At 38.0% G+C, this 13002-nt stretch carries 10 protein-coding genes; 5 read left to right on the forward strand and 5 right to left on the reverse strand.

Translation table 11 applies throughout. From position 1 onward, the window contains the following. The first annotated feature begins 2 nt into the window (after positions 1 to 2). From ACPDHL_RS06275 to ACPDHL_RS06295, 5 genes are all read left to right on the forward strand, one after another. Complete coding sequence (locus tag ACPDHL_RS06275) at positions 3 to 1265, forward strand: RagB/SusD family nutrient uptake outer membrane protein (protein WP_430531939.1); 1263 nt, start codon at positions 3 to 5, stop codon at positions 1263 to 1265. Beyond that, on the forward strand, positions 1265 to 2185 hold the full coding sequence (locus ACPDHL_RS06280) for a phosphodiester glycosidase family protein (RefSeq protein WP_430531940.1): 921 nt from the start codon (positions 1265 to 1267) through the stop codon (positions 2183 to 2185). Before ACPDHL_RS06275 ends, ACPDHL_RS06280 begins: the two co-directional genes overlap by 1 nt. A gap of 2 nt (positions 2186 to 2187) precedes the next feature. Beyond that, positions 2188 to 3888: a BACON domain-containing protein gene (locus tag ACPDHL_RS06285; protein ID WP_430531941.1), complete on the forward strand. Its 1701-nt coding sequence runs from the start codon at positions 2188 to 2190 to the stop codon at positions 3886 to 3888. A 351-nt stretch (positions 3889 to 4239) separates the two neighbouring features. Beyond that, positions 4240 to 5922: a pseudouridine synthase gene (locus ACPDHL_RS06290; protein WP_430531942.1), complete on the forward strand. Its 1683-nt coding sequence runs from the start codon at positions 4240 to 4242 to the stop codon at positions 5920 to 5922. 206 nt (positions 5923 to 6128) lie between these two features. After that, complete coding sequence (locus ACPDHL_RS06295) at positions 6129 to 7361, forward strand: DUF445 domain-containing protein (protein ID WP_430531943.1); 1233 nt, start codon at positions 6129 to 6131, stop codon at positions 7359 to 7361. Here the strand turns inward: ACPDHL_RS06295 and ACPDHL_RS06300 are convergent. From ACPDHL_RS06300 to ACPDHL_RS06320, 5 genes are all read right to left on the reverse strand, one after another. Then, positions 7332 to 7838 carry a hypothetical protein gene (locus ACPDHL_RS06300; RefSeq protein WP_430531944.1) on the reverse strand — a complete coding sequence of 169 codons (507 nt, stop codon included), beginning with the start codon at positions 7836 to 7838 and terminating at the stop codon, positions 7332 to 7334. The two genes, ACPDHL_RS06295 and ACPDHL_RS06300, sit on opposite strands and share 30 nt — an antisense overlap. Positions 7839 to 8544: 706 nt before the next feature. Continuing rightward, positions 8545 to 9915: a histidine--tRNA ligase gene (gene hisS, locus ACPDHL_RS06305; RefSeq protein ID WP_430531945.1), complete on the reverse strand. Its 1371-nt coding sequence runs from the start codon at positions 9913 to 9915 to the stop codon at positions 8545 to 8547. Between the two features lie 365 nt (positions 9916 to 10280). Next, positions 10281 to 11219, reverse strand: a complete 939-nt coding sequence (locus ACPDHL_RS06310) for a hypothetical protein (protein WP_430531946.1) — start codon at positions 11217 to 11219, stop codon at positions 10281 to 10283. A gap of 58 nt (positions 11220 to 11277) precedes the next feature. Next, positions 11278 to 12282: an OmpA family protein gene (locus tag ACPDHL_RS06315; RefSeq protein ID WP_430531947.1), complete on the reverse strand. Its 1005-nt coding sequence runs from the start codon at positions 12280 to 12282 to the stop codon at positions 11278 to 11280. A 61-nt stretch (positions 12283 to 12343) separates the two neighbouring features. Further along, a complete protein-coding gene (locus tag ACPDHL_RS06320) occupies positions 12344 to 12808 on the reverse strand; it encodes a hypothetical protein (protein WP_430531948.1) in 465 nt (154 codons plus the stop codon). Positions 12809 to 13002: the final 194 nt, after the last annotated feature.

A 13002-nucleotide genomic window follows, 5' to 3' on the forward strand; every position in this document is an offset into this window, starting at 1 on the left:
CAATGAAAAAAATACTTTTACTAGCCCTTAGTCTTTCGCTCTTTTCTTGCAGCAGTGAATTAGACCTACACCCAAGAACGGGAATTTCTCCAGATGCCATTACACCAAACGATTTAAAAGCGTTAGAAAATGGGATGTACAACAGTGTACAAAACGATCCCAAACGCGAATCGTGGATTATGTTTGACATTATTGGCGGCAATGTACAAGGATCGAGTACCACGAGCAAGGATGTAATCAACAACACCCTTAATCCGTTAAACAGTATTATTGTCAACAGTTGGAAAGGGTATTACAGCGCCTTATACCAAGTAAACAATGTACTTGCCATTGCAGAAGCTCTTCCATTAGATGAAGACACGAGGCGAATTCGAGGTACAGCCCACTATTTCAGGGCTTATATATACTATAGCTTAGTGACGCGATGGGGAGATGTCCCCCTATTAACAAAAAACACGGTAGAAAAACCTAGCCGTGCCCCTAAAGCATTGGTATGGGAACAGGTAGAAAAGGATCTAGCTACCGCTCACGAATTCTTAGCCACTGCAAAGAGTTACTACTATGTTTCTCAGGATGCCGTAATTGCTCTCCAAGCACGCGTTATGCTAACCCAAAACAAAAGAAGCGAGGCGTCAGCCTTGGCAGAACAATTAATTACCAAAGGAAACTATGCCTTAGATAGTTTTGAAAAGATCTTTCGCAAAGAAGCCAATACAGAAGTCATTTTTGCTTTTGAAAACCTAACAACTGAATCTTCCAATACCATTAGCACTTTGTTTTATAACTACGGGCATCCAAATAAAGGAAGCTATGTGTATGCACCATCAAAAGAAATATTAGAATTGATTGGGACGAATGATAAAAGAAGAGCGATTTCCTTTGGAGTTTTTGGCGGACAAGACTGCATCAACAAATATCCAAGCGGGCAGACAGGAACAGATCCTGTAATTATTTCGCGTATTGCAGAACTTTACTTAATCAGTGCAGAAACCTCTGCTTTGGATTTGGGAACCCAACGCCTTAATGCAGTGCGAACTGCACGAGGGTTACCTGAAGTACACCCTACTTCTCAAGCCGAAATGCTCACACTTGTGCTCGAAGAAAGACGAAAAGAATTCTTGGCTGAAGGATTTTCATACTACGACTACATACGCACAAACACGGCTAAACAACACTTAGGTCTTCTAGACTTCCAACACCTCTTGCCTATTCCTGGAGGAGAACTACAATTAAACGAAAAACTAACACCTAATCCCGGTTACTAATGAAATCAGTACACTATTTATTATTCAGCTTATTTATCAGCCTTCAAGTTTCTTGTCAAACAAAAACGGATGATACTTTCACCACGTATAAAGCGGTTCCTAAAACTGAAATGGGAACGCAACTCGTTGAAAAAAGCAACTTAATTGCACAAATATTTAAAGATTCCACCTATACGTTAACGGAAGGAGTTCAAGTCAATGAATTATCTTACTTAGCTAAAAAGGGCAATAGTATGAAGACTTTTGTTTATACCATTGACCTCAACAATCCCAAAGTATCTGTTGTTGCTTCTATGCCCTACAATAAACCGGAATTTGCCATGCAACCGATGACAGGACAAGCCACAGCCCTACTAAACCCTAATTTTGAGGTTGTTGGAGGTGTTAATGGTGATTTTTATGACATGACAACTGGAGTACCTCGAGGAATATTTGTCTTTAATGGTATGATTTTGAGAGCATCTTTCACCAATAGAAATGAAGGGTATTTAGCCGTAGACAAGGAAAACAAGGTTAGTTTAGAAGAAATCGAAAACTTTGATCAACAAGCCCAACAGCTGCAACAAGCAGTATCTGGGGGCGTTTGGCTCGTTAAGAATGGGCAAACTTTAGTTCAAACAGATAAGGAAATTCATCCCCGTACAGCAGTGGGAATCACAGCAGAGAATCAATTACTCCTTATGGTGGTTGACGGTCGAAACTACACTTGGTCAAACGGCATGAATTATGAGGATTTAGGTGATTTTATGCGCAGCATTGGTTCTGTAAGCGCTTTAAATCTCGATGGTGGAGGTAGTTCTACCTTTTTTATTAATCCTGATTTTACCCTTAATCGCTTTCAAATCCGCAACCTCCCTTCTGATAATGGAGGAATAGAACGAGCAGTAGGAAACGGAATCATCATCACTAAAGCAAAATAAACATGAAAACACAGTCACTGAAAGCTTTTTTTATTTTGGGGTTCCTTTATGCCTGTGCGTTTTTCTTCTTCAGTTGTAGTGCAGATGACAATCGCTATGGTTTTACGCCAACCAATCCCAATTTATCCCTGTCTAAAAATGCATTTGAAGTAGAAAAAGACAAAGGAGAAGTAGAAATTATTTTTGAAGCTAACCTTCCTTGGCGTATTGAAAGCAACAGCAATTGGCTCGTTCCAAATCTCGTTCGCGGAGAAGCAGGAAAGCACACCTTGCAACTAACGCATGACAAGAATCTTGCGTTAGAAGACCGCGTAGGAACTATAACGATCAAAATTACGGATGATAGCAAAGAAATTATTACCGTTAAGCAGGCCAAAGCCAACCTGGATGATACCTTTAGCCATTACTATGTCAAAGAAAATGGAACGGGAGATGGAAGTAGTTGGGAACAAGCTACAAGCTTACCGAAAGCGCTAGAACTAGCGTTAAACAACAACGATGTCATTCATATAGCAGAAGGAAATTATCAACCAGAACACACCGCCAACATCGACAGTACATTGGACAAAGACAAGACCTTCTTTATCCAGACCAACCTAACGTTAATTGGTGGCTATCCTCAGGATGCGACAACGGGTGCAAAAGTAGATCCTACACGCCAGACCATTTTATCTGGAAACAATCAGAGTGTACACGTGGTTACCATATTCGCTCAAAAGATTACAAACCTAGCCGTTACCCTGAAAAATATAACGATAACCGAAGGAAATGCAGATGCTGGAGCAAGTAATCTCAAAATAAAAGGGTATGATGTTCCGCGAGATCACGGAGCTGGAATCATCAGTATTGAGTCCAACGTTGTGCTTGAAAACTGTCAGGTTATCCGCAATAATTCAGGACGACATGGAGCGGGAATTTACGCAGTCAAACAAAGTGAATGGACCATCTCACACAGTATAATAAACGAAAATGTAGGTCTAAATACCAATTCAAATGGTGGTGGTTTATTCTTAAACAACTCCAAAGCAAGCCTAAGTTTCTCTGATATTTCCTTCAACAAAGCAGGAGGAGTTGCTGGAGGTATACAGACCTTAAACAATTCAGAAATCAACCTAACCAATGTGACTGTTACCAATAACCAAGCAAGAGCCAATGGAGGAGGAATTTACCATCGCGACAATTCAAAATCGATAATGCTCAATACCTACTTCTACAACAATGCCGCTACAGATGGTGAAGGTGGAGCCATTTCGACTCACAATGGTGCTATCTTACATTTGATTAGTTCAACGGTGTACAAGAATACATCTACCAAGAATTTCGGTGCGATAAACAACCAAGCGAACAATACAATTAATTTGTATAACAGTTTGGTGTTTGACAATCCAAGTGCAGCCAATACAAATGGAATCAACCCTGCAGGTACAACTACAGCAACTCAATCAGCCGTACACAACCAAATTTTAGGTGAAGAAAACGTTGCTAGTGGAACATTTACCCCTCAACAGCTAGATACGGCAAACCCACTAAAAATACGTCCCGCTACAGCAACCAGTCCGCTTGCTACCCAAGGATTTAGTGTGGAAGAGCTAATGGAACTTCGCAATAGATTGGGAAGTACAAGCCCTATTGAGGTATTTACTTCAGATTTAGATGAACAAGCTAGAGCAGGAAGTCGAACAATAGGTGCTTATCGCTTATAACCGACGGATTCTATCCAAAACCTTCTTTCAAACAAGAGGCTGTCTTTAGGGATAGCCTCTTGTTTTTTTGTGCTTTGTTTTTTGTGCTTTGTTTTTTGCGCGGTTTGTTTTTTGCGCGGTTTGCGCTTTGTGCGGTGTACGGTGTGCGGTGTTATTTAATTTTCATTCAACCTCCACAACTGAGCAAAGAACAAATCGAAGCGTAGCGTAGATTCATCGAACACTAAAACAAATATTAACTAAGTGAGATAAAGAACAAACCGCGCGCCGCCGCCCCTCACCTAACCACCCAAAAAACGCTTTTTTGTTCCATGTGTAATATGTAATTTTGCAACAAACAAATGCAAAACCATGTCCACTCTCGATGTAGCTTTTAGACGATTTCAATCGGATATTCAATCGATCAACAAACCACAAAAATTCACGTTTCCCTTTTACTACGAGCCTCATCCTTTGAGTATTGTCGCTTGTGAAGAACTACAACGAGAGCTAGAACACAACGAAGTACTCCTTCCTCTTTTTGATCCTTCTCACCCACTGTGTTTACCTGCGGGTAAAATGTTTGGGATATTGATTGTAGAGAATCAGACAGGTGACTTGGGGTATTTGCGTGCTTTTTCAGGTAAATTGGGACCTTATACGCATTTGGAAGGTTTTGTTCCTCCCGTATTTGATTTGTGGAACAAAGACAGTTTTTTTACCAAAGAAGAAGCGGTTTTAAACAGTATTAATGCCCAAATTGAAAAGCTACAACAAGACCGTATTTATCAAAATGCTCAGGCACTACTTCAAGAACAACTTGCAACGGAGAAACAAGTGATAGCGGACAAAAAAAAGTTGCTCAAACAATTGAAAAATGAGCGAAAATTACTGAGAGAGGCCCAAGAAAATCGACTTAATTCGCTTGATTTTGATGCATTTAATGAAGATTTAATCAAGCAAAGTTTACGCGATAAACATGAATTACGCGTATTAACTGCTTATTGGCAAGAGCAAATAGCAGCTACTCAACAGGTGATTTTCGATTTTGAAGAAACAATTACGCTCTTAAAAGAAGAGCGCAAGCAGAAGTCTAATGCCTTACAGCAACAGTTGTTTCAACAGTATCGCTTTCTCAACTTCAACAAAGAGGAACAAGATTTACTTGCTATTTTTGAAGCCACAGCCCTACAACAGCCCCCAGCTGCCGCAGGAGATTGTGCAGCTCCTAAATTGTTACAATACGCCTATCTCAACGATTTAAAGCCTATTGCCATGGCTGAATTCTGGTGGGGGGAATCGCCTAAATCTGAAATTCGCAAACACAAGCACTTCTACCCGGCTTGTAGAGGAAAATGTGAACCTATTTTGGGGCATATGTTGGGTGGATTGACCGTGGATGACAATCCTTTGCTGATCAATCCCGAACTTCAACGTCCGATCGAAATTGTATACGAAGATGAGGATTTTGCTATTGTCAATAAACCAGAGGAATTTTTAAGCGTTCCTGGGATTTACATTCAAGATTCCATTTACGAACGCATGAAAATACGCTATCCAAAAGCAACAGGACCTCTTATTGTTCATCGGTTGGATATGGCTACTTCGGGTATTTTAGTGATTGCTAAAAACAAAGAGGCCCATAAGGCGCTACAGAGTCAATTCATCAAAAAAACAGTAACCAAGCGCTATGTCGCTTTATTAGATGGCATCATTCATGAGGATTCAGGAACAATTGACTTACCCTTACGCGTCGATTTGGAAGATCGCCCTCGTCAAATGGTGTGTTTTGAACACGGTAAACCCGCTAAAACCAAATGGGAAGTCATCGAACGAAAAGACGGTAAAACCAAAGTTTACTTCTATCCTATTACGGGTAGAACCCATCAATTGCGTATGCATGCCTCCCATCCCAAGGGATTAAATACGCCGATTGTAGGCGATGATTTATATGGTACCAAAAGCACCCGCCTCTTCTTACATGCGGAAGAAATTACATTTCGACACCCTAGGACCTATGAAATAGTGAGTTTTCACGTGAACGAACAGTTTTGATGTTTGTTGCGCGGTTTGTTCTTTGTTCTTTGTTCTTTGGTTTTCGTGCGGTTTGGTTTTCTCTCTTTGTGAGATTAGGTGAGGATTTAAATAACAACCAACAACGAACAACGTGCAAAGTACAACGTGCAACGAGCAAAAAACAACGAGCAAAGTACAAACAACAAAAAAAACAAAATTCCGTATCTTTAACTAAAAACTAGGGTATGGCAGATAAAAAGGCACAACTCCGATTACACAAAAGAATTGCAACGGGTTTATTCTTAGCGATGGCAGTGGTCTATCTCAGTATGGTTTATTTTCTGAAGCATACCCCAATGTCGTGGATGGGTTATGTCAAAGCTTTTTCGGAAGCGGCTATGGTTGGTGCCTTAGCGGATTGGTTTGCGGTAACGGCCTTGTTTAGACACCCTATGGGGATTAAGATTCCCCATACCAATCTCATTGAAAACAAAAAGAATGACATTGGCGATAATCTAGGAAATTTCGTTACAGATAACTTCCTTACTCCCACGAGTATTCGCCCCTATATCAATAAATTAGAAGTCGCTACTTTTCTCTCTAATTGGTTGAAACAACCCAAGAGTCAACAGCTAATCGAACGCGAAGTAGGTTTTTTAATTCAGACGATTTTGACTGATCTAGACGAGAAAAGAGTCATTGATTTTCTTTCTCAAAAAGCCCAACAAGGGCTGGATCAAATCCAATGGCAACAGCTGATTGCCCAAGGATTGCAATTTGCAATCGATCAAAATGAACCCAATCGATTAATGACCTTAGTTCTTCCCAAAATTCAGGTGTATGTAGAGGAACACCGAACGGAAATCTATGATCAAATCATTGAGAAGAAGCCGCTATTGGGGTTGATTGGCGGTAAAACAGTGACCAATCAATTAATCAAAGGATTACAAGCCTTCTTAGCCGATATTGAACAAGACGAACAGCACAAGGTTCGTCAAGAAATTAGCCTACAACTCCATCAATTGGCACAAGATATTGCCTCTTCTCCAACCTGGAAAAGCAAGATCAGGGAAACGATACATCAATTTATTACGGAAGATATCCTCAATCAATACCTGACTGATTTTTGGAACAGCAGTAAACAAGCAATTTTACAACAGCTTGAAGCAGTGGATTCTCCTTTACGTGCTTATATTCGTCAGGCGATTCAATCTGTGGCCAAGAGCCTTGAACAAGATCGGGAATTGCAACAGCGTTTAAACCAATGGACCCAAGTGACGCTTTATCGTCTAGCTTTGCGCAATACGCAAGAAGTAGGGACGTTAATTCGCACTACAGTAGATCAATGGGATGGACGTGAACTCAGCGATAAACTCGAACTGGAAGTGGGAAAAGACTTGCAATTTATTCGAATTAACGGGACCTTAGTGGGAGGTTTAGTCGGCTTATTAATTTACTGTATCACCCAGTTTTTGTAGGCACACGAATCGATTGCGAATGTGGTCTGTCAACATTTTTTGAACTTGAGGGTCCGATTCTGTTTGCTTCAAAAAGTCAAAGTAAGACAGCAATTCACGGGTTCTCGCGGGAGAAAGGGTAATATTGGCGGTACTCAAAAAGGTATCAAAAGAAATATGGGCTGCACACACATAGTCAAAGAGGTATTCTTTTCCTCCTCGTTCTAATAATTCTTGAGCAAGTAGATGATAGTTGGTAAACACAGAAAAACTCACTTGAGCAACTTTGCCCAATTCAATAAATAAATCGCGAATGAGGTCAATATTCACGGTGTGAATCTGATCACATACAATACTGGCAATTTGTTGCCTAAAGATATAATTCTCGTCTTTAAACTTAGCGCCAAACTTTCCGTTCCATTTTAAAGCTAACCAATCGCGATCTACGGCGTTGTAATTTTTAATAAAATCCTGTATTCCAACATGTTCTACCGACATACTCCTTTTTTTTAATGCTACTTTTCCTTTGAGCTAAGGTAAGACATAAATTTTTGTTTGAATTTGTTAGCTGAACTTTTTACAAAATAAAATTTATACGTTAGGCTACTTCTTGCTAACTAATTAGTTCACAAATCTAAAAGAAAAAAAATCGAATCAAATTCAATGGTTTTCTTTTTTGGAAAGATATTAGCTATACCATTCCGATGGCGCGAATTTGAATCTGTGCCATCGGGCATCGTTCCTTGTTATTCACAAGCTACATGAATAAACTACAAACCTACATCAGTCGAAATTACCCTGTCCCCCCCTTCCCTTAGATGGAAAAAAAGCTCAAATGGCTTTATTTGTCCCTATAAAAACAATACAAACAACTGTTATTCAGTTGTTTGTATTGTTTTATTTTAGTTTTGTTTGGGTCTTCTTCGGTAAACATGCGTATTTACGAGGGATTACCCCCTATTTACCGAAGGAGACTCGAACAAAACCCGAACAAAACCCAAGCCGATGGCACATATAATTTATCTTCTCTTTTATAAAAGAATTAGAATCAATCTAACGCACGGATTCTCAAATTCTCGCCATCGGGTTCCTAAAATTTCTTGACGCCGAATTTTATTCCCTGCTCTTGCTGATTGTTGTCCAAAAAAAAAGCAGTAAATAAAATTTACTGCTTTGTTGATATTATTGTATTAAAAATAGCGCTTTATTTCACCATTTCTTTTAATTCTTCTATACTTACCGTTTGTTGCTCACCTGAAGCTAAATCTTTTACGGTATATTTCTGTTGCTGCATTTCCTCACTTCCTGCTAAGACAGCAAAAGGAATTCCCTTTTTATCTGCAAACTGGAACTGTTTTCCCATTTTTGCAGCATCGGGATAGATTTCTGTTTTGATTCCTGCATCTCTTAACTGCGCCACTGCTTGCATTGCATAACTCATTTCATCTCTACCTAAATTTAAAAACATCACACGAGAAGAAACTGTTACAGTTGCAGGAAATAAATTCAACTCTTCCATCACTAAATAGATACGATCCAAACCAAAGGAAATACCTACTCCACTCATATCTTTCAGTCCAAAAATTCCCGTTAAGTCGTCATAACGTCCACCACCGCCGATCGATCCCATCTGAACTGTATCAGGAGCACCGATTTCAAAAATGGCTCCGGTATAGTAATTCAATCCACGAGCTAAGGTTACGTCTAAGTTCAATGTTGCTGTAGATAAGCCAATTTGTGCAATTTCCTTACCAACAAAAGCTAACTCTTCTACTCCTTTTGTTCCTTGTTCCGAATCGGCTAAAAGTTGACCTAATTTCGCAATCTTTTCTTCAAAGCTTCCTGTGAAATTGAATAGCGGTTGAACTTTCTCAATAGCTACAGCATCGATGCCTTTTTCGATCATTTCATTCTTCACGCCTTCTTCACCGATTTTGTCTAATTTATCCAAGGCAACCGTAAAATCAATCAACTTATCACTAGCGCCAATAACCTCAGCAATTCCCGCTAATATCTTTCTGTTGTTTAATTTAATCGTTACTCCTTCAATTCCCAAAGCTGTAAATACACGATCATACAGCAAAACAAATTCTACTTCTTGCCATAGCGATTTTGACCCTACAACATCGGCATCACATTGATAAAACTCTCTAAATCTTCCCTTTTGAGGGCGATCTGCACGCCAAACGGGTTGCATTTGGTAGCGTTTAAACGGAAAATCCAACTCATTTTGGTGCATCACAACATAACGAGCAAAAGGCACAGTTAAATCGTAACGCAGTGCTTTTTCCGAAATCTGATTCGTCAACTTTAAGCTGTTCTTCTCTTCCAATAAAGTTTCATCTACTTTGCTTAGGTAATCCCCAGAGTTCAATATCTTAAAAATTAATCGATCTCCTTCTTCTCCATATTTCCCCATTAGGGTCTCTAAATTTTCAAAAGAAGGCGTTTCAATGGGATGGAAACCAAAATGCTCAAAATGATGACGGATTGTTTGCATAATGTATTGTCTTCTTGCTACTTCAATCGAAGAAAAATCTCTTGTCCCTTTTGGAATACCTGGTTTCTTTGCCATTTTTAATTAATTTTCAAATTATTTAACCCTACAAAAATAGGTATTTTTAATGGAAAAATAGAAAGAGAAATGGGAAACCGAAACGCAGTGTAGGTTCATCGAACACCAAAACAAATATAAACTAGGTGAGATAAATGAGTGATGGGAGATGAGTTGTTTTCAATAAATAGAAAAAATGCTGCTATAGTATATTTTTTTGCACCGTTTATTCTTTGTTGTTTCACTTTTTTACTTTTTTGATAAAAGCGTTATTATAAAGAGCCACTTTATTTTCTAGCATTCAGAAAAAAGCTGTATCAGCTGAATACTAGCGGTTAATAAAAAGGATCAAAATGAAAAAGAATAAATACCAGGTGATGTCAATTTTAGTGCTCTAACATCCCCCAACCGCTCATCATGATCCCTAAAGCTTTAAATCCCCAATTGATATCATCTTGTGTATAAACAGGAACAGCCGTTCTACTTGTTAAATCGTCTGCTGTAAGTTTTATTTCTTTAATTTCCTTGGGCTTCATTACCAGGGTTGGGGTTTCATTATTCAAATAATAAATATCTAAACGCAAAATTCCCTGATTTTCTTCTAAATAAAAAGGATGGGCAAAATTGATGGCATCAGTAAATAAGGGCGAAGTATAAACGACTAATTTTTGTACTTGCATGGGTGCATTTTCATCTAATGTTTTGGGAGTATAAACCATTACATCACAGGCATACCCCAAAATAACTTGTTTGTCGCTTTTTGTTTCTCGATTAAATTGACTAAAATCCACCTCGTTTATTGCTCCAGAACCTTTGTGTTCAGAAGGTTTAAAAGAGGAAAATATAGTTTTATCTTGATCCCTAATTTTATCGGTTTGTACCAACGTTTCCAGATATAGACTTGCTTGATCCTGGGGTTTATTATAATAATTATCCATTGTCCATCCAAAACCGCGAACTTTCCCTACTACCTCATCATTTTTAATATTATAGGTACATTCAGCAATATTTAACGTTACCGCCCAAGCTGCTAGCGGATGTTGATTTCCCATATTCGCAATCCAATCAAAAATTGCTTTTACCTCCGCATCATGGGCTATTAATTGTTCGTATTGTTCTTTTACATTAGCTTTAGAAAAATCGATCTTACCGATAAGTTTTCCTAAATCAATGTCATTACTAAAAATTCCCATTTCAACAGAACCTTCTGTAAACGGTGTGTTAATAATTTCACTGCTGGTATCTGGTATTTTGCTGTCGTCTGAAGTATTACAACTAAACAACATAAATACAGATAATAAACAGCTTACACTAATTTTTTTCATTCTTGCTGTATTAAAAAAGCTGTTTCTCTATCTTCAAGAAACAGCTTTTTATTGTTACTTACTTTTTCACCAATTCAACGCGACGATTTTTAGCTTTATTTTCGTCCGAATTGTTGTCAACCAAAGGTTTTTCAGAACCGAATCCTATAGCTGATAATCGTGTTTTATCAATCCCGTCTGCAATTAAAGCGTTCAGTACCGAGTTGGCTCGATCATTCGATAGTTTTTTGTTGTGAACAGCATTACCTGTATTATCTGTATGACCTTCGATTGCAATTACTACATTTTTATCTTTTTGAAGTGCTTCTGCAATTTGTGTTACCACTTCCTTTCCATCGGTTGTGATCGTTGACTGATCTACATCAAAATTGATATATAAAATAGATTTTCCTTTTTCCGAAAGATCTTTCACAATTTCATCAGCCGTTACTTTTGTAATGGTTTGTTTAAAAGCTTCTTCCTGTACAATATTTAATTTTCCTCCTGCATTATTTGAGGTCCATTGGATATAAATATTTCCTTTGTCTTTACTTCGAATAATAAAAAACTTGATATTTTGGTTCCAGTACCCTATGTCTCCAGAACCTCCTTTATTCGGATCTTGTTTATTATAACGATCGTATTCTTCTTTGGTGATTTCGCCATCAAAAACCTTAACTGCTCCAACAGAGAGCATGTAATCCTCCATACTTTTTTCGAAATACCGTTGAGAATATTCTTCGCCGCGAACTGCGCTAATATTTGCTTTATACAATTTCCCTTCAAAAGGCGTCATGATCCCCTGGATTGGGAAGAAGCAAACATCAAATTTACGTTGTATAGCACCTTGATCCGCTTCTAATCCTTCTGGAAGATTGATGAATGGAAAATCTCCAATATCGGCAGTAGAAAACGCAAGGTCTTCTATATTGAATTCAGTAGAGGAATTTTCCTTTTCTGTTTTAACTTCATTTACTTCAACAGGAATTTCTGTGGAATCTTCTGTACCTTCCTGCTGTTTTACAGCTTGATTACAAGATATAATCAGAGCTGATAGTCCAAAAATAAGGGTTGTTTTTTTCATTTTTATCTAGTTTTTGATAGGCTAAAGATAAACGTTTTACTTGCTAAAAAAAGCATTTAATTTATTGTTTTACGCCTTCAAAATTAAACCAAACATCTGTTGCGGATTGCTCAGCTGTACTAACATGAATGTTTTTATTAGAGCCATAATAGTGAAAAATCCCCTCTAAACTACCAGTTAAGGAAACAATATCTTGTGTGTTCTCACCAAAACAAGCACAAGTTTCTACCGTAAAGGTTTTAGGAGTTATATGGGAATATTCTTCCCCTGATTTTGCCGTAATTTTTAATTGATTACTCCCTTCTTTTGTTACAATAACAATAGCATCGAACCATTCATAGACCCCATTAGTATCACTTGTGTATAACTTTCCTTTGTACGTTCCCGCAGCAGCCTCGATAGAGCCTTGTGCTGGTTGTTCGTATCCGTTATTATCATCATTTTTACTACAACTTGTAGCGACTGTTCCAAATGTCAATGTGGCTAATATGCCTAAAAACGCAATTTTTGTGTTTACTTTTTTCATACTATATCTATTATTTTGAATTACAAATTTCTATAGATTGTAAAGTCAAGACAATCGTTGAAAACCATGATTTTTATCTAATGGTTTACCATGATTTTTTACTCCAATAAAAATTTATGATTTTTTATAAAGATATTTGCATTAAATCTTTCATCAATATGCACAAATTTCCCTTGTTTTTTCTTATTTTATTC

The organism is Myroides sp. C15-4, from assembly GCF_050522745.1.
Lineage (GTDB): Bacteria > Bacteroidota > Bacteroidia > Flavobacteriales > Flavobacteriaceae > Flavobacterium.